Source organism: Paenibacillus taiwanensis DSM 18679, assembly GCF_000425125.1.
In the GTDB taxonomy this organism is placed as follows: domain Bacteria; phylum Bacillota; class Bacilli; order Paenibacillales; family Paenibacillaceae; genus Paenibacillus_B; species Paenibacillus_B taiwanensis.
Genome location: NZ_KE384309.1, coordinates 271,521 through 293,211 on the forward strand (window position 1 = coordinate 271,521; position 21,691 = coordinate 293,211).

A 21,691-nucleotide genomic window follows, 5' to 3' on the forward strand; every position below is an offset into this window, starting at 1 on the left:
TACAACTGAGAGGTGGAAGCATGAACAGAGCAACACCGTTATGGAGCCAGGATGAAATCGATAGTATTCGCAAACGAGCGATTAATATGGAGAAGAACGGTACGATAGATGACACATTTTTAGATTGGATAAGGGACAGAGGTCTGTTTAAAATGTTTGTTCCAGAGCAGCTAGGCGGCAAAATGGCAGATCTGCCAGAGGCGCTAAATCTGTTTGAAGAGGCAGCCTGGATCGATGGCAGCTTCGGGTGGACCGTTACGATTGGAGCAGGCGGCGGATTTTTTGTGCCTTTTATGGAGCCTGAGGTGTGCCAATCGTTGTTCAGTGAACCGGCGGCGGTCATCGCAGGAAGCGGATATCCGTCAGGTCAAGCTGTAGCAGTTGAGGGCGGTTACAGGGTGAGCGGCGCATGGAAGTATTGCAGCGGTGCGAGACATGCAACGATGTTTACGGCAAATGCGCTAATTGAGGCTTCCTCTGAGGCTCGATCCGATGGTGCAGAATTTGCAGATTCACCTCCTGTTATGCGGGCATTTATATTTATGCCTGATCAAGTTCGGATCGAACCGGATTGGGATGCATTTGGGCTTAAAGCTACAGATAGTCATACGATTCGGATTGAGGAAGCATTTGTGCCTGCTGAGCGTACATTTAGTTTAGTAGAGCCGTATGGTGTTTATCAGCATCCTACGTATCGTTATCCGTTTTCTGCGTTTGCAGCTGCTACTTTTGCGGCGGTTTCACTTGGTATTGGCAGGCACTTTCTGGACGAAGCGGAGCGTATGGTAGCAGGAAGCCGAGAGGCTTGGCATGCAGCGAAGCCGGGGCGTGTTGCCTTTACAGAGCAGCGGATTGCAGAAGGGCGCTGTGCATACGAGGAAGCGGCACGAAAGTTCAAGTTCCATGTGGATTTGTCTTGGAGAGAGCTTAAAGAACGTGGAACCGTGACGGAGGAGTCGGAGCGTGAGGTCAGTTTGCAAGCGCGGGCTGCGGCGCAATCAATCAGAGCTGCGGTCGAAAGTATTTTTCCTTATATGGGTATGGGAGCGATTATGGAGCATTCGATGCTTAACCATATTTGGCGTGATTTGCATACGGCTTGCCAGCATACATCACTTGTGTCGTTCCAGTAGGTCTAATAGGTCAAGTAGATCAAGTAGGTTAAGGTTAAGTAATTACGGGACTGTGGTGGACCGTACAATACATTGTGTTGGAGCGTGTTATAGAGCTGGACAGGTATGAATAAGGTGCAGAGCACCCTTTTGTAGCGATAGAGGAGAAACTCTTTTATCGTTGTAAAAGGGTGTTTTTTTGTCCTGACACTTAGCGGTGTAATGGCTAATTATTTACCTTTTCAGCATTAGATATGTATGACGGCGAATGAATGAATGTTCATTGGGGAATACCAAAACAGCAACAAAGGAAACGACGATTCCCCAACAAGGAGTGAAGACTGCAAATGCGAGATGAATCGGATACATTGGGGCCCACAGATGCCAATAGGGACAGCTCGCAAGTTTACTCTCCTCATCAGCATGCAGGAGGTACACCGTCACAAGGCGGCAAGCCGCTCGGTGACAAGTTGTCTGACAACATCCGCAGCATTCGCGCTGCACTTGGCGACAGTACAGATTTGGTTGTGCGAGAGATGAAAGTGGGACGCAAACGCGAATGGGATATTTCTTTTATTTTTATAGATGGTCTTATAAGTGCTACATTGGTTCACTACTTGATGGATTCCTTTGTAGAGCGAATGGAAATTGCAGTTGAGCACTATCCGCATCCGAAACAAATCGGCTTTGACACGTGGGTTCGGTACGTAGGAATAACGACTGGTGATGTACAAACTTTCCATCATATCCCAACTCTTTTGAGTGCCCTTATTGAAGGGAAAACGGTCATCTTGATTGATGGGCTAGCTGACGGAATTAGCGTATGTACGTTAGGTTATGAGCATCGTACCGTCAATGAACCGATATCGCAGACGGTCATTAAAGGCCCGCAAGAGGCGTTTACAGAGACGCTGCGCGTAAATACTGCCTTGCTGCGCAGGCGTATCAAGCATCCCGATCTCCGGCTGGAATCACTGGAGCTTGGCAAAGTGACCAAAACAGCCATTACGGTTATGTACATTGAACATATTGTAGATCAGGATGTGCTGAAGGAGCTGTTTGAACGTCTCAAGCAAATTGATATTGACGGTGTGCTGGAATCGAACTATGTAGAAGAATTTATTCAAGATGGTGTATTGAATATTTTTCCAACGGTCAACAATACAGAACGACCAGACACGGCATCTGCCGCATTATTAGAAGGGCGGGTCATTCTTATTATCGACGGTTCGCCGTTTGTGTTAATTGTACCTTCATTATTTTCAGAAATGATGCAATCCGCTGAAGACTACTATCATCGTAACGATTATGGATTGACGCGGCTGCTGCGGTTTATTTCATTTGTAGTGACACTGCTCACGCCATCCTTCTACATTGCATTGACGACATTTCATCAAGAGATGATTCCGACCTCGCTCTTGATTAGTCTTGCTGCACAACGAGAAGGCGTGCCATTCCCTGCATTTGTGGAAGCGATGGTGATGGAGTTTGTATTTCGGCTTTTGTATGAGGCGGGGGTACGAATGCCGCGCGCACTCGGGACCGCGATCTCTATCGTTGGAGCGCTTGTACTTGGACAGGCGGCGGTTGACGCAGATTTAGTCTCTCCGGTTATGGTAATTATCGTCTCCGTGACTGCGATTACGAGTATGATTTTTCCAAATGCAGAAATAGGGTTGTCTCTGCGCACGCTGCGCTTTTTATTTATGGGACTAGCAGCCATGTTTGGATTTTACGGCCTGTTCGTTGGCATAATGGTGCTTATGCTCTACATGTGCAATATGGAGTCGTTTGGCAAGCCTTACATGTCGCCGTTTGCTCCGTTTCATAGCGCTGATCAAAAAGATGCATTGTTTCGTGTTCCGATCTGGATGATGCGCAAGCGCCCAGTGAGTATGAATACGGATCAGTACCGTCGTCCACCAGATGCTAATCCGATTCCAAAACAGTCAGAGCGGTATAAGCGAATGAAAGACAATCGTTAAATCTAAAAGGAGGGTTCTGCAATGTTACGGCAAGTGACTCCGCTAGGCCGAACGACGGCTGTAGCTATTGTTCTCCTTGTACTGATCTTGATGCTGACAGCTTGTTGGAACCGAAGAGAGCTGAATACGCTTGGCATTGCGCTTGCTCTTGGCATTGACAGCTCACCAGAAGGAACGGTCAAAGTAAGTGCTCAAATTGCTAATGTAAGTGCAATTGCAGCGAAGCGGGGCAATCGGACAGCAGCGCCGGTCATTGTCATTCAGAAGACGGGGCGCACGCTTGTAGAGGCGTTACGCAAAATGACGACTGAGCTGCCGCGTAAAGTTTACTTATCTCACATGCGGGTGCTTGTCATAAGTGAGGCGGTGGCAAGGCAAGGTGTAAGCCGCATACTCGATATATCGCGTGATCATGAGATGAGGGGCGATTTTTACTTGATTATTGCGAAGGGCACCACGGCTAAGCATGTGCTTGAAATTATTTCACCGATGGAAACGATGCCTGCACAAAATTTGTACTCTTCTTTGGAAATATCGGAAGTGAGTTGGGCTCCTACAAAGGGGGTTCTGATGAATGATTTTATTCAGCAAACTTTAAAGCCTGGCATTAATCCGGTACTCCCTGGGGTAATGGTTACGCATCCAGATGCAAAAGAAAGCAGCGTAGAAAACATTAACAAGTCCTCTGATTTTACGATGAATACATACACCACGTTAGGCGTATTTCGAAACGATAAGCTGATTGGGTGGCTTAATGAATCGGATAGCAAAGGCTACAATTATATAAGAGGCAACGTAAAAAGCTCGATCGGTGTCATTCCTTGTTCGAAGGACGGCAATATCGGAATCGAGATTATGAAAAGTAACAGCCGTCTTAAAGCGAAATTTGAACATAACCAACCTGTCATTTACGGGCAAGTGAAGTTGGACGTCAACATTTCAGATGTTTCGTGTAATAGAGACATTACGGATGTGGATTATATGAATGAACTCGAAAAAAAGTTGGCACAAAGCTTGCTAGTCATGCTGCAAGAAGCAGTTGCTCATGCTCAACAGCAATACAAAGCGGATATATTTGGCTTTGGAGAAGTCATTCATCATAGCAACCCTAAGTATTGGAAAAAGATTAAATCACAATGGCTGGACATTTTTCCTACTGTACCTGTTAAATTGTCCACAGAAATCCAGATCCACCAGACAGGTACACAGAGTAATACGTACAAGAATTACGAGCACAGGGAGATGAGACCTTGAACGTGATTGCGGTGTTGGCTGCTGCCTTACTATTTATAGCGATAGAAATTCCGCGACTTTCTCCTAAGCCTGTTAAGGAGAAAGTCGTATTCTGGCTGCTGTACGTCTGTAGTTTTGCGTACATGACATTGTATGCCTTGCATATTCCGTTAATTAACCCAAGTGATTTGATTGTTAAAGCAGTTGAGCCGATCAGCCAAATGGTTGTTGATCCACTTGAAAGGATGGAGCGAAAATGAAGAAGGATATGATTGGCGTCAGGCAGATGGTGTGGTTAGTCGTTTTGTTTACAGTAGGCTCATCCGTATTATTTGTGCCTTCTTCTGCGGCTTATCATGCTGAGCAGGATGGCTGGATTGGAACGATTCTGGGCGTGGTTATAAGTGTTGCTGCTGCGTGGCTATACGTAAGATGGATTGGAAGCCGCAGTCATTTGACTGTGTTTGAGCGATTTGAGCAAGCTTTTGGCAAATATGTGGGCAATACGCTCGTTATGGCTTACGGAATCATTTCTTTTCTGTGCGGGACCGCTTCGCTTCTCTATTATTCAGGTTCCTTTCTTGTAGCCCAGATTATGCCTGAAACGCCGAGAGAAGTTTTGCAAATTATGTTTGCTATCCCGATTGTATTAGGAATAAGACTAGGTTTACGCGCAGTATGCAGAGCAGGTGAAATATACTTTGTGATCGTATTTACGATGTACGTGGCGATGATTATGTTTGCCGTTCCTAACGGTGAGGTGGACAATTTTCTGCCTTTACTGGAGGCTAATGCAGCCGCATATATGAGGACCGCCTTACATTACGTTTCGTACACGGTATTTACGTTTTTTGCGTTTTGGACGTTGTATCCGCGTATTCAAGGTGATGACAAGACTAAGCGGCGTGCAATAATTGCAGGGACCGTGATTAGCGGTTGTTTATTAACGATTATTACGTTAGCGTGTATTTTTGTGTTGGGATGGGAAAATACAGCACGCTCGAGCTTTCCAAGCTATATGCTCGTACAGCGTATTAATATTGGCAACTTTATAACGCGGATTGAAGTGTTAATGGCTTTTTTATGGCTGACCACGCTGTATTTTAAATGCTTTATTTACTTTTATTTTGGGCTCAAAGCGTTTAAACACGTTATGAAAGCAGAAGATGAGAAAGTATATGCGCTCCCTTGGATGATCATATGTTTGGTGTGGTCGTTTATTATGTATCCCAGTGCGTCTTATCAAGTATGGTGGGATTCTCGTATTTGGCCAAGTGTAAGTTTAGTATTATTTATGTTGATCCCGCTTATGATGATTCCGTTAGAAAAAATGCGTAAGCCAAAACAAGTAAAAGATTCTTCTGCAAATGCAGCTTAGAATAGGTGCGTATATAAAATGTACGCTTGTATGAGGTCTATATGTCGTGCCGACAGTTGGGGAGGACTAATATAATGTAGTACTCTCGCGAAGGAGGTGAACTTGCTCCTGTTCCCCGTCTGTCGGTTGAATAGGCACTTACGAATGAAGCCAACGATCGTTTGTTTCTCCCACTTGTGCAACTCCTCTTATATTACGGGAGCTGAGAAGCTGCTCTTGTTTCTACTTTGTGAATTATCTCCTCGTTACAATTGCGTGCTTGTTGTTCCACAGGAAGGTATACTTGCACGTGAAGCCTGGGAAGCTGGCATTGCCTATCGCGTTCAACCTTGTCCTTTATTATACGCTATGGTTCATCCCACACCGTCCTTAGATACTGAACTGGAGGGACTTCGCCAGCATGCGGAGTATGGAGCGGTTGTTCGTTTATTGCAGGACATAAAACCGGATTATGTGTTAACAAATACAAGTGTACACGTTGTTCCTGCCTTGGCGGCGAAATCGTTAGATATTCCTATATTGTGGCAAATAACGGAAGTTATTTCAGACAATGCATTCACCTCGAAAGCAGCTGCAATTGTCCATTCGTTTGCAGATATCGTGATTGGCATTTCTCGTACGACTTTATATCCATTGCCGCATGCAGCACTTCCACAAGGTCCGTTTCCACCTCATTATGTACTCCCTCCTTCCTGGCATATGACTGCCTTAGAACCTTTGACATGGCAGCACCATCGACTTGAGAAACGTACTGCATTTGGCCTTTCGGATAGAGAGATTCTAATTGGTTACATCTCCTCGTCCATTAATCGGAACAAAGGGTTGGAGCATTTTGTTGTGATGGCACTGCAACTGTGCGCAATAGATGAAAGGGTACGCTTTGTCATCCTAGGTGATCCTGTAGACGCAAGTTATATGGAGCATTGCTTGCATATGATTGATCAATCACCCTATGCTGGTCGGTTTCATCATATTCGATTTGAGTCTGCTGTGCAGCGTGTATATCCTGCGATGGATATCGTAGTCATACCAAGCTTAGTACCTGAAGGGTTTGGGATGACAGCACTAGAAGGGTTAATTTTTGGGAAGCCGGTAGTGGTGTACCGCGCAGGTGGATTGGCGGAAATTGCTGAGGCAACAGGCAACACAGCGTTTGCGGCTGAACCAGGCAACGTAGCGCATATGACGGAGATTGTCACCCGACTCCTGCATCAGCCGGAAGAGATGAGGAGAGTAGGCGAGAGTAATGCACGAACCGTAGAGCAAGTATATGGCATCGAGCAATGCCGATCCCGCCTACATCACTTGTTTGTTCAACTTGTCATGGCTCAGCCAGGTCTGTTTTATGCAATCAAAGGGAGCACAGACGATGTATTTATCCGCGAGGGCACGGTATATCGCCGTGTGAGCAGCCCACGTCAGCTAAGATCGCTAGGAGTTCGTGCAGTCAGACGAGTGGCCGATGAGGTGTTTCACGATCTTCCTCAAGGTGACCCGCTACCGAGGCGGCGCAAAGTGAGACGTAAATTAAAGCGGCATTTACGAGGCAAGCTACGCAAAAAACGGCGGTTTTCACGAAAGCTTACGATACGTGTAAAAAAACGTAAACGCGGCTTTAAGCAGAGCGTGCGTGTTCAGCAAAGTCGCAGGCGGCATCGGCTTCGGGTTCGGGTACGCCGTTAAGCCAGCCTATATCAATGACGGGTGGTGACTTGTCCAAATGCGTATAATGACGATTTTAGGTACGCGGCCCGAAATTATTCGTTTAAGCCTTATTATGAAGCGGCTAGACGAATATGCGGAACGGCATGTAATTGTCCATACCGGTCAAAACTTTACGCGTACATTAAATGATATTTTTTTTGAAGAAATGGAGCTGCGACTGCCGGATTATTTGTGTCACCACCAGCAGCACTCCATAGGCGGCCAATTGGCGACGATATTTAGTGAGGTTGAGCGCTTATGCCTAGCTGAGCGTCCTGACCGGGTACTCCTGTTAGGGGATACGAATAGTGCGTTAAGCGCCATTGTGGTAGAGCGGCTTGGCATACCGGTTGTGCATATGGAAGCAGGCAATCGCTGCTTTGATTTGCGTGTTCCGGAAGAGAAAAATCGGCGCATCATAGATACGATCTCTTCTATTAATATGCCTTACACTGAGCAAAGCAAAAAAAACCTAGTCAGAGAAGGAATACCTAGCGAGCGAATTGTGTTGAGCGGTAACCCGATCTATGAAGTGTTACTTCATTATAAGTCGCATATAGATGCAAGCGATGTGTTAGAACGGCTTGCGTTGCAGCCACAGCAATATTTTCTAGTAACTGCGCATCGAGCTGAAAATGTAGATTGCCCCGCATCGCTTCTCCAAATTTTGACCAGTTTAAATCGGATAGCGGATACCTATCAACAGCGAGTGATTTGCAGCATTCACCCACGCACCCGATCTAAAATTGATCGGCAGGTCAACTTCTCCTTGCATCCCTTGGTGGAATTTTACGAGCCGTTTGGCTTCTTTGACTTCGTGCGCCTTGAACAGCATACACGTTGTGCGATCACGGACAGTGGTACTGTACAAGAGGAATGCTGCATATTTCAAGTTCCAACTGTAACGATCCGTCATTCGACGGAGCGACCTGAAACGGTTGATTGCGGGAGTAATATCGTAGCGGGAGTGGTGGCCGATCGTATTATGGAGGCTGTCGCTATAACGGTTTCTATGCCTGCATCTTGGGAATGTCCGGTTGGATATACAGCACCCCAAGTATCCCGAACCGTTGTTAAATTTCTGCTTGGAGGGAACATCGATGTTTAAACATAAACGAATTCTCGTGACTGGGGGCACCGGTTCATGGGGGCAAGAATTAATCCGCCAGTTGCTGCCGCAACAACCACAGGAGATTATTGTTTTCTCTCGCAATGAATCGAGTCAGGTCGCAATGAGCCGCGAATTTGAAAATACACGACTCAGCTTCTGTATAGGTGACATTCGGGACAAGGAGGCGCTGAATGCAGCTTGTCGGGGAGTGGACTATGTATTTCATCTTGCTGCCCTAAAGCATGTGCCTGTTTGTGAAGAGCAGCCATATGAAGCGCTGAAAACGAATGTGATCGGTACGCAGCATGTCATAGAAGCGGCAGTTGAACACAACGTAGCCAAAGTTATTTACATTTCAACGGATAAAGCCGCCAATCCTTCTAATTTCTATGGTATGACAAAAGCAATCGGCGAGAAGCTGATCGTATATGCCAATCTGCTACATTCCTCTACCCAGTTTATTTGCGTACGTGGAGGGAATGTGCTTGGTACGAACGGAAGTGTCGTCCATTTGTTTAAGGAGCAGATCAAGACCAAGCGAGAGATTGGCATTACCGACAAACATATGACTCGCTTTTTCTTGACTTTGCAGGATGCCATCAAGCTGTTATTCAAAGCGACGGAGAACAGTTATGGCGGTGAGATCTATGTCATGACGATGCCAACGTGCCGGATTATTGATCTCGCTGAGGTATTAATAGAAGCTTCGGGTGAAAAACAAGTGCGTATTGTGGAAAAAGGAATTCGACCGGGTGAGAAAATACATGAAATTTTGATGAGCGACTACGAAAGTTTAACGACTGTTGTGTATGATGAGCAGTATTTTGTCATCCTCCCTACACTTGAGATTAAGGGATTACACGAAAAATATGCTCCATATGACAAAGTACAATTCTCTAGTTTCAGCTCAGAACGAAATGTAATGGGGAAAGCTGCCATTCGGGAGATGCTGGAGCGGGGAGGATTTTTGTAATGAAATTGTTAATAGTAGGCGGAAATGGAATGGCGGGGCATATGCTGGTCCGCTATTTCCGTCAGCTTGAGGCGTATAATGTCTTCTATACCTCTCGTGATCCAGCTGACGAACACGCACTATTGCTTGACGTGACCGACACGGAGCAAGTGGACCGTGCTGTTGAGTTGGTGCGCCCTCATATTATTATTAATGCGGTGGGCCTTTTAAATGAGGACGCAGCACGTCATCCCATTAAAGCTTATCAAGTGAACAGCTTTTTACCCCATCGTCTGCGGCAAAGAGCAGACCGGATCGGCGCCAGAGTCGTGCATATAAGCACGGACTGCGTCTTTTCTGGAGCGCGGGGAAGTTATGTGGAATCGGACGAACCTGACGGCGTCTCGATGTATGCCGTGTCCAAAGCGCTAGGTGAATTACGGCATTATCCCCCGCATATGACGCTGCGCACTTCGATCATTGGTCCTGAAATTCGCCCGCAAGGGATCGGTCTGCTATCTTGGTTTATGCAACAGAAGGGGGAAGTTACAGGTTATAAAAGGGTTTGGTGGAACGGTGTGACGACATTAGAGCTCGCCAAAGCAATCCATTATTATTTAAATACCAGTTGTACAGGTCTTATTCATCTGGCTTATCCCACTGCCATTAACAAGCACGATTTGCTCGTTTTATTCCAGCATACGTTTAACAAGCTGGACGTGACGATAGTGCCTAACCCAAGCCCTGTAATTGATCGGACGTTAGCCGTCAGCAGATTAGATACGTTGTATCAAATGCCTGATTATGCCGCCATGCTAAAGGAGTTGGAAGCATGGATGCGCACCCCATGATCGGCAAAAAGCTGCTGCTTACGGGCGCATCCGGATTTACTGGCTATCACGCGTGTCAACATTTAGTGGATTCAGGCGTCAGGGTGGCAGCAGTAACTCGCAAACCAGCTCCTGAGCTTACAGCTGTTGGTGCAGATGTATGCTTATGTGATCTGGAGCATGAAGAACAGGTGTGCCGCATCGTAGAAAAAGTCCAGCCGGATTACGTGCTGCACTTAGCAGGTATAAACGCCGTATCTACGTCGTGGCAGTACCCGACTCGTGCGCTGCACGTTAATGTGATGGGAACGGTACATTTGCTAAATGCATTGCGGCAAGTACCCAATGCGAGAAGTGTCATCGTGACTTCCAGGCTCAAAGCCGCACTCGATCCGACCGTTCCCCCCGCTCATCCCTACTCGTACAGCAAGGCGCTGCAACAATCTGTCGCTTTGGCGTGGTCAGCCATGTACGGTCTTGATGTGATGCTTGCAGCACCTTCGAATTTAATTGGTCCAGGTCCATCCACTGGAATCTGTTCGCTGCTTGGCAAATACACAGCGGATGGGGAACGGGGGCAGCTTGATGCAGCATTTAGCTTAAGCTCAAAGTATGACAAGAGAGACTTTCTGGATGTAAGAGACGCTGTTGCTGCTTATGAAGTCATCCTTTGCCACGGAGAACGAGGCAAAACATATCGGGTGGAGAGCGGTCAACAGCGGACACTAGAAGAAGTAGCTGCGTTATATCGCCACTTAGCGCTAATCGATTTGCCTTTTCATTGGCGAGAAGAGGAGACATCATTCTCCAGTACATTAGCTAGCGCTGGTCAATATGGATCAGCGGACACTGCTGACGATCACGAGATGAGGAGTCTAGCACTCACAGCGTGGGGCTGGCGGCCAAAGCGTCCATTTGAACATACTGTTGCTGATATTTTAAATTACTATAGAAAGCAAGAGAGGTGACGGCATGCAACCATTAGTTACAGTCGTTATTCCGTTTTATAACGATCCATATGTTGATCAAGCGATCAACAGCGCTCTGTTGCAGACGTATGCTCAAGTTGAAATTATTGTGGTGGATGACGGATCTTTGCAGTATGCGGAGCGCGCAACTCGTTATCAACCACGTATTTATTATTTAAGTAAGGCTAACGGGGGAACCGCGACCGCTTTGAATCATGGTATTAAATATGCATCAGGCAAATATATTGCGTGGCTCAGCTCTGACGATTTGTTTTACCCTGATAAGATTAAGCATCAGGTTCAATATATGGAGGAGCGGGGAGCACACATCAGCTTTACAAACTTTGATTACATTGATGCTTTTAATAGCGTGACAAAGCACCGCGCGGCCGCAACGTTCCACAACGTGATCGAGTTTTATGAAAGTTTTTTTCGGATTAATCCCATTAACGGCTGTACGGTCATGATGAGCCGCAAAATGTTGGATGTGGTTGGTTGCTTCGACGAGTCGCTTCCATTTACGCATGACTTGGACCTATGGTACCGAGCGATGTTGGCGGGTTTTGAGTTCCATTATATAGACACGTCGTTAACGGCATATCGTTGGCATGATGCGATGGGGACGATGCGACATCGAGACGCTATTATACACGAGGTGGCGTCGACGAATGGTCGTTATCACGGTCGACTGGCTGCTTTTATTAATCAGTTGAATATTAGATGAGGTGGGAGTGGAAGAAAAAACTTATGCCAGATTTAAAGATTCAATTATTTCATACAAAAATATAATGGTCAAAACAACTATCGTTTCTCAAAATGAAAACCTCGATACTTTAACATGTATCGGAGTAAATAAGGGCATGCTGCCTGTCTTTAAGGTTATTCATCTTAAACAACTGAAAAGGGCCTGTCCCGAAAGTTAGTCTAAACTGATTTGACTACGGAACAGTATGTTATACAGCTGGCACAACGTCCTACCAATACGCGCCGCTTCATCCCCTATATGCAGCGCCTGACTACGTCTTCTTTGCCCTTGCCTTAGACGGTGCTAGCCTCGCAGGCTATGGCAGGGAGGAAATTCATTTGTATGCGATAAGGGAAGACAAATAACCGCGGATGTGCTCCTGCCTTACGGCAGCTATATGAAGGAGATTATACGTCGTTGCAAAAGAACATTCGGCACGCCTCAAACGGGACGTAGGAAGGGCACGATGATCGGTTCGTGTTGGAACGGCCGCTACGTTCGCTTTAAGAAATACAAAACGATAGCGGAGAGCATAGCGAGCGACGATATCTGGCTGAATAGGCTGGCTTTGGTGGACAGACGATCCGTTATGTCCGGTAAAAACACGCTTTTGTGTAGTTACCGGACAGGATATCCGCTATTGCCTCCAAACTACCGCCAAATCGGGATGAAATATGCCAATAGCGTACCTCCTGTCCGCTAAGCGACCAAATAATCCTTACACCCACTCCATAACGGATCTCTTGTCCGGTCACGTATTCCGCGCCACTGCTCCACCATCATACCGATGATCCGCGCGCTCTGCATCTAAGTTGTAACGGGGTCTTTTAATGTGCGCATTTTAGGAGTAAGGGAACAACAGTCTGTTAACAAACACCTGCTCGCACCTACCTTTAAGCCCCATAAAAATAAACAAGCTTAGATGATTGTGGATTTGGAGCGCTACGTTTATACGGATGAAGGAAGATCACATAAAAACGGTCAATTGAAACCGGGCTACGATGTGCACATGGCGACCGTAAACCAGTTGAAGGTAGGGGCATCCGGTTCGCCATTTTCCAGCAGAAGCAAAAGCACAAAAAAAGTTGGACGGAAAACATTACGTTTCTCCGCCCAACTTTTTATTTTAGAGACTTATTGGACAGCCCCTTATTTCTATTGTTCCGGATCTAGCACGTTTATATAGGATGGTTGCCCAGAATCACCTTGCATAGTTGCTAACTGATTAATTCACTTCGGCTGCTCTGCTAATTCCACCTGAAAAACAGGAATCTTATACAACTCTTGATTAACGTTAAGCTCGGCATATTCATGAAATGAACCTGTTACCGTGATCAGGCCTGTCTGAAAAGGATAATTTCCTGTTAACTTCACGTAGCCTGATCCTGTCTCGCCGTATACATCTCCACCTTCAAGGAGAACGATATTACAGGTGAACTGCACTTTCACATTGTAGTAGTTTAGCAAGTCCTGTGCCGCGATCATCGTATAATCGGATTGGAAGCTCATCAGTTGATAACGGCTGCCGTGTCGTTCATAAATGGCATTGCGTCCTGCGGCATCTGCAACGTTCGGATTGGAGACCAAAAGTGAGCCATCAGCTGCTGTTTCATAGCCGTCCGCCTCAAATTGAAACAACGGAATTTGGGGATCTACACCTGCAAAGAAGGCCGTATACTTGGCTTTTCTAGTTTCAGATGCGGTTTCGAGCAGCAACACAGGCTGACTCTTCGTACTTAGATGCTTCTCTATGCTTAAACGACGTATGGATGAAATATCCTCCGGCAAAACCATGTTCCACGACTGGATTTGATCGGCGTTATCCCACCTCGCATAAGTAAGACGGTTACTCGGGTCTACGGCAATTACGTACGTCTTGGCACCAAATTGATGCTGGCCGTTAATCACATGTGAATAGCTTTGATTGCTGCCGAGAGCAGGAAGCAGACGTGCAGGCTCAGCAATAGCCCAAACAAGCTCCGCCGCTTTGATCTCCGCTTTCGTATCCTGGTACGCTGCTAGCATGTTGTAGAGATCAATGCCTTGCTGGTAGTTACCTTTATAGACGAGCTTTCCTGCCTTTCTCATCCACGCTCGGATTTGATTGCGTAAGTACGTTTGCATACCCGAATCTTTATGGGTGGAGTCCATAAAAGATGTATAAGCTTTGGCATGAATGATGAAGGCGGACACCTGATCCTGCTCCACATCCTTCTCCATCATTGTTGCAGCAAGCTTCTCTGTCTTAGGGTAAACCCAGCTACTTGTAAAATTAAGCTCTGCATAGACATTTATTAGACGAACCGCCTCAGACAGCATACCTTGAAAATTGCCTCCACTCGCCAGATGCGCAAGCTTAGCTTCATCATATAGTTTAAACTTTGTACGAAGCTGTTGTTCTTTCTTCGCACTACTGCCGTATATAAAGGCCGGAATATGCAGCAGGTTGGCTCGGAACGTTTCCTCCTCAAAGAGCCTCTTCTTTATGTTGTCCGTCATTTGCTCATCAAAGCTCCGCTTGAACTGCTGCAAATGTTCAATGATGCGTTCGGACAGCTGCATCGTCCCTGAGATTTGTCGGTAGTAGCTCGCATATTGACTTTTCGGCACCATATAGGTTCCACGAATCTGCTGGAGCTTGTCATATACTTGCATCAAGACGGCAAAATCCCGTGCCTGCCAGGCATCGTCTGCTTCCTCAGCAATAACGGTCAAAGATTGCTTAATCGCGGTAATGGGCGCCAGCATCTGCAAACGTGCAGCAAGCTCCAACTCCTTATATTGAATGGAATGATTCCCGCGTGCTTTCTGATACCATTCTTCCGCTGCAACAAGGTCCTTACTCGCATATAAACGTTCTGCCTCATTAAAGGCCATAATTTTCTGAGTAATCCACACCCCTTTTAATCCAATCATTACCACTGCGATTGCACACAGAAATATCATCAAATTTCGAGGGTTTACGATTCGCAGCCACGTCATATGAGTGAACCTCTAGTGGACGGCTCCTGAAAGTCAGGGTCCCATTGGTACTTTTCTTGATAAATGCGGTGGACTTCGCTCGTTAGCCTTTCCCCCATTTCATGGGGATTTTGTTGAACGATCCGATACAAACGCAAAAATCTGTCCTTTGGCAGCTTATGAGCATAACGGCGCACTAGACCGGAGTAAGACAGCACATATCGTTTCATACGAACAGCAGCACCTGCGACACCTGCGAGAATGTCTTGGCCGTTCTCTAGTCCAAGAATTTCAAGTTCGTAATTTAACACATATTGAAACGTACTGTCTTTGATCAAATCACGTTTAATCTTGGTCAACTCACCGATATAGTCAGCGAGCAAAGGATCATAGTTGGTGATGAGCAGTGGCTCAAGCACCAAGTCCATATCTTTGCGAAGCACGAAATAATGTAGCAGCGCTACCTGCTGTAGACGAATCGTATCGTTGCGAAGCAGTGCACTCAACTCGCGCAGCAGCTCATAAGTTAGCTGCTTGTCGCTGTCCCAATTGGAAAAGGCGGTTTCCCAGTCGCGGTACATATCTTGTCCGAGACGCTCCTGATCCTGTTGGAGGAGAGCAAGCAAGGCACGGTTCGTTTCCTGTGCCATAACTTGGCGCTGCACGAACCAGAGCAGCGTGACGAGCGACAGGCCTGCTGCTCCACAGAGCACCATTTGCAGCAGCGTATGGCTAAGAAATATGGCAACTAAGCCGATAAAGACCGCAATTAGCAGGGACGTATGCATGGAACGCTTCGCTGTTGACGCAGCATGCTGTTCCACGGGAACAAGAGATGATTTGCCGCAGGCAGGGCACTGCTGATTCCCTAAAGCTGTGAATGTTTGGCATGACTTGCAAATGGTCAACTTTTGATAACTGTATTTCACAGGTTGATGTGGCCGAAAATGTACAGGTATTTTTTTCATAGTTATCGTTCGCTTTCCCCATTTAAAATAGTTAATAGACTGTTGTCTATGTCTTGCTGTGTGGGAGCCGAGTTGCGGCGGAACCAGTAGAAGCCGGCCCGTACTGCTGCATATAGAAACAAAATGCCTAAACAACCGTATGCTAACATATAGCTATCATTCCTTTTAGATTAAATAAAGAGCTCAGCGATACAAGATGCAGCGCAGCGGCAAATAGCGATCAGATGCCACCACTAGTATACAAATGAGAGAATGGTTGAACTTTATAGTCCCTGATTATATCATAATGTATGATACGTGGTAGAATTAGTAAATAAATTGTCATATCCTACAGGATTGAGACGATTGGCAACTTTTTTTCAGACAATTTTCATATAATCTTAATCATTAAGAGGTAACGTTATAGAGTCATATCCTTTTTGTGACTTTATGCCTATGCGTCGAATGACAATTGACTTGTTAAGAGACTATAGATTGCCAACAACGATAGTACACAGTCGCTAAAATGTCCATCAGCAAACGTATGCATGCTACTATTAAACTAACATTTCAACCTAAAGGAGTACAACTATGCTTCGTAGAAACGTTCGGAATTATACAATCTGGCTCATGATAGTTTTACTGCTGCTGACCTTTTCAGCCCATCTGCCTGTGGCAAATGCTGCCCAGCAATCCTCAAAGCTTGACGCTGTTTTGGTTGTGGACGTAAGTAATTCGATGAGTACAAGCGATACAAATAAAGTGGGCAATGAGGCGATGAAGCTATTTATTGATATGTTGTCTACTGCGGGAGATAAAGTCGGTATCATCGCCTATACCGATAAGATTGAGCGTGAGAAGGCGCTGCTTGAAATCCAGTCCGATGCGGATAAACAAGATTTGAAGCAATTTATCGATCAGTTAAATAGAGGTGCCTACACGGATATTGCCGTGGGTGTTAAAGAAGCGGTAAAAGTGTTGCAGCATGGTGCGGACCCTGGGCATGAGCCGATGATTGTCTTGCTGGCTGATGGCAACAATTATTTAAATGCAAAAGGAAGTCGTACGCAGGCTCAGTCCGACAAGGAGTTGAGTGAAGCCGTCGCGGAAGCAACAAAGAAAGGGATTCCCATATATACGATCGGCTTAAATGCAGACGGCAAGTTGAACAAGGAAGCGCTCGCCGATTTGTCCAAGCAGACGGGAGGCAAGTCATTTGTCACATCAACAGCAGATGATCTGCCCCAAATATTAAGTGAAATCTTTGCTAGCCACCTGAAGCTGAAAATTGTGCCGATTCAGTCCATTACCGCGAATGGGAGTTATCAAGATGTAACCGTGAATGTGCCCAATGCCAACGTCATGGAGGCAAACATCTCCATCATGTCAGCCAAGCCGGTTGATGTGAAGCTGATCGATCCATCTGGCAACCAAGTAGCGATTCCATCTGGTGATGTCCAACTATCCCGATCAAAGAGTTATTCGTTAATGAAGCTGCTTCAACCAGCCGAAGGTGATTGGAAACTACAGGTTAAGGGAGTCGCCAAAGATAAGATCGATATTAATTTAGTTTTTAACTATGACTTGGAGCTTGCACTGGATCCTATCGCATCAAAAAAGTACGAAAAGGGTGACACCGTAGATATTAATGCTTATCTGGTCAGCAACGGCCAGAAGCTGCAAAATAACGCCTTATACAAAAATATGAAAGCCGTGCTTTCCATCGCCGATCAGGATACAGGGAATGTGAAAGAAATCCCGCTGTTGAATAAGGGGGACCGATTTGAAGGCAGTTACAAGATAGAGGACAAGCATATTTATGAACTGAAGGTCAAAGCAGAGGAGAAAAGCTTCTTCCGTGAGACTAAGCCTGTTACCGTTGATGCGAAATCAAACGGTTTGTCGGGAAACAAACCGGACGCGGATGAAAAGAAGCCTATGTCCATTTGGTGGATTGTTCTTGGCGTTGCTGCCTTGCTTGGAGCAGCGGCTGGCGCTTATTTTGTGGTGGCAGCGGTGAAAAAGGCTAACAAGGGGTTCGTTGGGCAGTTGGTCATCGAAATTCGCGACGACAATACAGGCGAGAAGTCCTATCCGCAATACAAGAAGCTTGCTGCTTTTAAAGGCAAGTTCACGCTGCACCAAGTGCTTCAATTGGCGCCTGAGCTGAAGGAGACAGAAAAGCTTGTATTTGTGCCAGCACGTAACGACCGTATTTTAGTTAAAAATGGATCTGATGGCACAATTGAGAAATCCGGCCGCGCAGTGAATGCTAGCGGCGGAATAGAGTTAAAGAACGGTGATCGTATTACGGTGCCGCTGCAAAGTGTAGATAAGACGATTTTGATTGAATATCTCGTATAGGGGGCAATTACATGAAACCGGTAGTTAGAGAACATATTCAGCAGCTTGATGTATCACTTGGCGGGGGAATCGTCAGTGATAAGATTCGAGTCGAAACGATAGATAATCCGATTCTGATTATTGGACTAGGCGGTACGGGCATTGATGCGCTGCTTCGTTTGAAATATCAAATTAACCGCAGATTTAAGCTGCCGGAAGATCCGTTGTCCAAGAAGAAACGCGAAAAGCCGGACAACGTTGAATTTCTCGCGTTTGAGACAAATGAACAGGACCGCAGTAAAAAGTATAAAGGGATCGGTTTAGACCCGTTAAATGAATTTGTGCTGCTGTCCAATGCCGAGATTGGGGGCTTGCTGCAAAATCGAAGCATTTTGGAGCCGTACATTACGGAATGGCTGTCACCAGAGCTTAGCATTACGGACGGAATGAACGGCGCGGCAGGGGTGCGTCAGGCAGGTCGTCTGCTGCTGTTCACGAAAATTAATCAGGTGGTGCAGGCAATTGACAAGAAGATTAAAACATTGTCTGTCGGTACCAACAAAAAGCTGATGGTGTTTCTGCTGTCAGGTTTGTCTGGCGGTACGGGAAGCGGCTGCTTCTTGGACATTTCCTACATTGTTCGCGGTATTATCGAACGTGATCATGGTTCTGCGGGCATTGACCGCGTCAATACGCTTGGTTATTTGTTTACGCCTGACGTAAACCTGTCCAACAAAAGCTTGAGCGAGCATACAAGAGAATATATTAAGAAAAACGGATACGCAGCACTAAAAGAGTTGGATTACTGGATGAACGTGGACAGTCGTGGGGAAAGATTCCAGCAAAAATACGGCAACATTTTGACGGTGAATTCACCGCTGCCGCCATTTAACCTGTGCCATCTCATCTCCGCGACCAACACGGAAGGCAAGCTGTTGGAAAGTGCATACGATTATACGATGAACGTCACGGCGGAGAACATTACGAACTTTATGGCAAGTGAGGAGAAGCAATCTGGCGAGGAATTCGCCATTCATGATTATATTAGCAACATTCGTACAAACATCGCACAGATGAACAAGGCGTATCCGGCTAATTATGAATATAACATTATCGGAGCTTCTTCTGCCGTATTGCCGATCGAAGAGATGACCACTTATCTCGGTTATCGTTTATTTAACAAAATGGAGAAAATGTTCGAAAAAGCACCAAGCCAAGAGGAAGTAGAGAAGTTTGCCCGCAAGCTTGGAGTGGATCTCGACTCGATGGTAAAGACTTTTGAATCCCGTGTTCCAGAACCACTTCCAGGGTATGAAAATAGTGAGCGTCTCAGTTATAACAATGTCGTTAAAATGCAGGTCGTCAATCTGGATACAGAGCTGGAGCAAAGCTTCTTAGCCAGAGCACGCGAAGAATACATTAAAGCAAAGAAGCAGCTGCCTGGGGAGATTGTCGGCCAATTCACTGATCAATTGCGCAGAATGTTTCTGCATCCGGAGCAAGGGCCATTTTATGTGTCACGTCTTATTTATACGGAGAAGGGTTTCTGTTTGCTCAAAATGTTGTTGTCTTACATTGAAACCTTACGTGAGAATTTGCATCGAATTCCGCGTGAAATTGAAGCGGCGCAGGATCAGGCAAATGAACGGTTGGGTGACGCTAAAAGTGCGTTTATTTCGAAGGACAAAAAGAAAAACATGTATGTTGAAGCCAAGATCAACGAGTATTGGCTGCATGCCGATATTGAACGCACAGAGCAAATGATCGAGTTCTATGAAGATTTGTATGAGCTGTTGAACGGTGAAAACAACCGCATATATAACGTATTTACAGAAATTTTGAATGCGCTGAACGGCATTTTTGAGAAAAATGGCGACATTTTAATTAACGGTGACGAGCAGACCGACCACAAGGGAAATCATACCTATTATTGGAATTTAGTTAGTGTGCCTGACATTTCCAAAGTGATTAGCAGCATTATGGAGCAAAAGGAAGTGGATGACTTGATCCGCGACTTTTCTTTGGAGCTGTTGAACCATTCCAACCAGTGGATCAAGGAGCAGGAGCTGGATATCGTGAGCTCCATCTCGGACTTTTTGTCAGAGAAGTTTGGTGATTTGATCACACAATCAATGGAAGAATTTCTAATTATGAAGTTTGGCCATGAAGAATCGATCGACAAGTTTGTGGAACGAAACATCGCAAGCAAGTTAGATGAGGAAGCTGTGCCTGTGTTCCATTTGAGCAACAGTTCGGGTAATCTGTACTTTCCGTCCTGGGGATTTGTTTCGGTGCCTGTGAAGGCGCCAAGCATTTTGAAAGGGATTCGTAATTATCAGAACAATGCAGTTGGCAAGTCTCACTTTACCGTCAAAGAGAGCGAAGTGAAAAACCGCATCTTCTGGCTAAACACAAGAAACGGTGTTCCACTCTTTGTATATACGCCGTTGAAGGTATATGAGGAGAGCTATGAACGTACGATTCTCGACAAGGAAGGTATTGGCCGCCATTTGGTGCAAACCGATAAGATGAACTGGACTTACCTGCCGTCGCCGATTCCGGAGCAATCTTGGGGAGACACGTATATGAACTCACGAGTGCAGAAGTACAATGCACGAGTTCGGAATGAATTTGATCAAGCTAAGACTCACAAGGTTATCGTGGAGAAGGGGATCGATCAAAATACGAGCAATCGTTATGCAGTCATTTTTACGAAGCCGTTTGACTTGACGCAAATGCTGCAAGGATATGACCTTCAGCTAACTGCGGCCAAGCCTAATTTGGGTGAAGTGAAACGTGCCTATGTGGAATTAAAGCGTTTGTTGACCGAAGGTCTGGAGCAAGAAGCAGCCAAAGACATTTTCGGAAGCATTAATGAAGAACTAGCAAAGGAGAATCTCATCCGTTCGCCGGAACTAATTAAGCGGATGCGGGAGGAACTGGCCAAATACGCGACAATTGCCGCTAAAGTGGCGGAACTTGAGCAGCTGCTAGATCAATATCAGGATGAAGAGAAGTGGCAGGATCATTTCATTGAAGCGTTGTATACGGGAACTATCGTGAAGAAAGGCGCCCTGTTTGTTTATGATCGTGATGAAGAGGAAGAGGCATGGGAGCCGTTAGCGAACTTGATGCGTATTCGCGATTATGCGGAGTTTGAAGTATATAGTCAGTTCCGCAAGCTTGACGACAAGAGTCGGGGCACCTTGCTGCGCAAGGCATCACGTCGTGACGCAGAGCTAACCTCTTCTGAGGATGTGTCTCCGCTGCTCAGCAAGCTAGAAGAGATGTATGATACATTCAAGGATGCGCGTGATCGTCTGGAGCATGAGAAGATCGAATTGGCTAACGGGGAAGAAGCTTATCAGTTCTACAAGCAGTTAACTACGAAACTACATGCCATGATTAGAAAGTTGAAATAA

General features: G+C 45.9%; 19 protein-coding genes. 16 read left to right on the forward strand and 3 right to left on the reverse strand.

All coding sequences use genetic code 11. The annotated features are described in order from the left end of the window. Nucleotides 1-20: 20 nt before the first annotated feature. From H509_RS0122175 to H509_RS28260, 14 genes are all read left to right on the forward strand, one after another. Nucleotides 21-1,133 carry an acyl-CoA dehydrogenase family protein gene (locus H509_RS0122175; protein WP_028547001.1) on the forward strand — a complete coding sequence of 371 codons (1,113 nt, stop codon included), beginning with the start codon at nt 21-23 and terminating at the stop codon, nt 1,131-1,133. A gap of 326 nt (nt 1,134-1,459) precedes the next feature. Further along, nucleotides 1,460-3,097 (forward strand): spore germination protein, encoded by a 1,638-nt coding sequence (locus tag H509_RS26335; RefSeq protein ID WP_051287520.1) that lies wholly within the window; start codon nt 1,460-1,462, stop codon nt 3,095-3,097. A 21-nt stretch (nt 3,098-3,118) separates the two neighbouring features. Continuing rightward, nucleotides 3,119-4,351, forward strand: a complete 1,233-nt coding sequence (locus H509_RS0122185) for a Ger(x)C family spore germination protein (protein ID WP_051287521.1) — start codon at nt 3,119-3,121, stop codon at nt 4,349-4,351. Next, on the forward strand, nt 4,348-4,590 hold the full coding sequence (locus H509_RS0122190) for a hypothetical protein (protein WP_028547003.1): 243 nt from the start codon (nt 4,348-4,350) through the stop codon (nt 4,588-4,590). The genes H509_RS0122185 and H509_RS0122190 overlap by 4 nt, the downstream gene beginning before the upstream one ends. After that, entirely contained in the window at nt 4,587-5,708 is a 1,122-nt protein-coding gene (locus H509_RS0122195; protein ID WP_028547004.1) for a GerAB/ArcD/ProY family transporter, read from the forward strand. The genes H509_RS0122190 and H509_RS0122195 overlap by 4 nt, the downstream gene beginning before the upstream one ends. A gap of 126 nt (nt 5,709-5,834) precedes the next feature. Then, complete coding sequence (locus H509_RS26340; RefSeq protein ID WP_051287522.1) at nt 5,835-7,391, forward strand: glycosyltransferase family 4 protein; 1,557 nt, start codon at nt 5,835-5,837, stop codon at nt 7,389-7,391. A 37-nt stretch (nt 7,392-7,428) separates the two neighbouring features. Next, nucleotides 7,429-8,520 carry a non-hydrolyzing UDP-N-acetylglucosamine 2-epimerase gene (gene wecB, locus H509_RS0122205; RefSeq protein WP_028547005.1) on the forward strand — a complete coding sequence of 364 codons (1,092 nt, stop codon included), beginning with the start codon at nt 7,429-7,431 and terminating at the stop codon, nt 8,518-8,520. Next, nucleotides 8,513-9,496 carry a polysaccharide biosynthesis protein gene (locus H509_RS0122210; protein WP_028547006.1) on the forward strand — a complete coding sequence of 328 codons (984 nt, stop codon included), beginning with the start codon at nt 8,513-8,515 and terminating at the stop codon, nt 9,494-9,496. The genes wecB and H509_RS0122210 overlap by 8 nt, the downstream gene beginning before the upstream one ends. Then, nucleotides 9,496-10,326 (forward strand): SDR family oxidoreductase, encoded by an 831-nt coding sequence (locus tag H509_RS0122215; protein ID WP_028547007.1) that lies wholly within the window; start codon nt 9,496-9,498, stop codon nt 10,324-10,326. The genes H509_RS0122210 and H509_RS0122215 overlap by 1 nt, the downstream gene beginning before the upstream one ends. Continuing rightward, the gene (locus tag H509_RS0122220) at nt 10,308-11,273 is read left to right on the forward strand and encodes an NAD-dependent epimerase/dehydratase family protein (protein ID WP_028547008.1); all 966 of its coding nucleotides are present in this window, start codon (nt 10,308-10,310) and stop codon (nt 11,271-11,273) included. The genes H509_RS0122215 and H509_RS0122220 overlap by 19 nt, the downstream gene beginning before the upstream one ends. 4 nt (nt 11,274-11,277) lie before the next feature. After that, nucleotides 11,278-11,997 (forward strand): glycosyltransferase family 2 protein, encoded by a 720-nt coding sequence (locus H509_RS0122225; protein WP_028547009.1) that lies wholly within the window; start codon nt 11,278-11,280, stop codon nt 11,995-11,997. Nucleotide 11,998: 1 nt separating this feature from the next. Beyond that, entirely contained in the window at nt 11,999-12,196 is a 198-nt protein-coding gene (locus H509_RS28255) for a hypothetical protein (protein ID WP_157277889.1), read from the forward strand. A 219-nt stretch (nt 12,197-12,415) separates the two neighbouring features. Beyond that, complete coding sequence (locus tag H509_RS27860) at nt 12,416-12,721, forward strand: hypothetical protein (protein WP_157277891.1); 306 nt, start codon at nt 12,416-12,418, stop codon at nt 12,719-12,721. 219 nt (nt 12,722-12,940) lie between these two features. Beyond that, nucleotides 12,941-13,204 (forward strand): hypothetical protein, encoded by a 264-nt coding sequence (locus tag H509_RS28260; RefSeq protein ID WP_211234373.1) that lies wholly within the window; start codon nt 12,941-12,943, stop codon nt 13,202-13,204. Nucleotides 13,205-13,248: 44 nt separating this feature from the next. Here the strand turns inward: H509_RS28260 and H509_RS0122235 are convergent, their stop codons facing one another. The 3 genes from H509_RS0122235 to H509_RS28080 all read right to left on the reverse strand — a co-directional run bounded on the left by H509_RS0122235 (nt 13,249) and on the right by H509_RS28080 (nt 16,096). After that, nucleotides 13,249-14,934, reverse strand: a complete 1,686-nt coding sequence (locus tag H509_RS0122235) for a hypothetical protein (protein WP_211234374.1) — start codon at nt 14,932-14,934, stop codon at nt 13,249-13,251. Between the two features lie 62 nt (nt 14,935-14,996). Then, nucleotides 14,997-15,908, reverse strand: coding sequence for a hypothetical protein (locus tag H509_RS26345; RefSeq protein ID WP_245596231.1), 912 nt, complete (start codon nt 15,906-15,908; stop codon nt 14,997-14,999). A gap of 41 nt (nt 15,909-15,949) precedes the next feature. After that, nucleotides 15,950-16,096 carry a hypothetical protein gene (locus tag H509_RS28080; RefSeq protein WP_169450988.1) on the reverse strand — a complete coding sequence of 49 codons (147 nt, stop codon included), beginning with the start codon at nt 16,094-16,096 and terminating at the stop codon, nt 15,950-15,952. Nucleotides 16,097-16,517: 421 nt separating this feature from the next. Between H509_RS28080 and H509_RS0122245 the strand changes: the two genes are divergently transcribed. After that, nucleotides 16,518-18,290: a vWA domain-containing protein gene (locus tag H509_RS0122245; RefSeq protein WP_028547013.1), complete on the forward strand. Its 1,773-nt coding sequence runs from the start codon at nt 16,518-16,520 to the stop codon at nt 18,288-18,290. 11 nt (nt 18,291-18,301) lie between these two features. Continuing rightward, nucleotides 18,302-21,691 (forward strand): tubulin-like doman-containing protein, encoded by a 3,390-nt coding sequence (locus tag H509_RS0122250; protein ID WP_028547014.1) that lies wholly within the window; start codon nt 18,302-18,304, stop codon nt 21,689-21,691.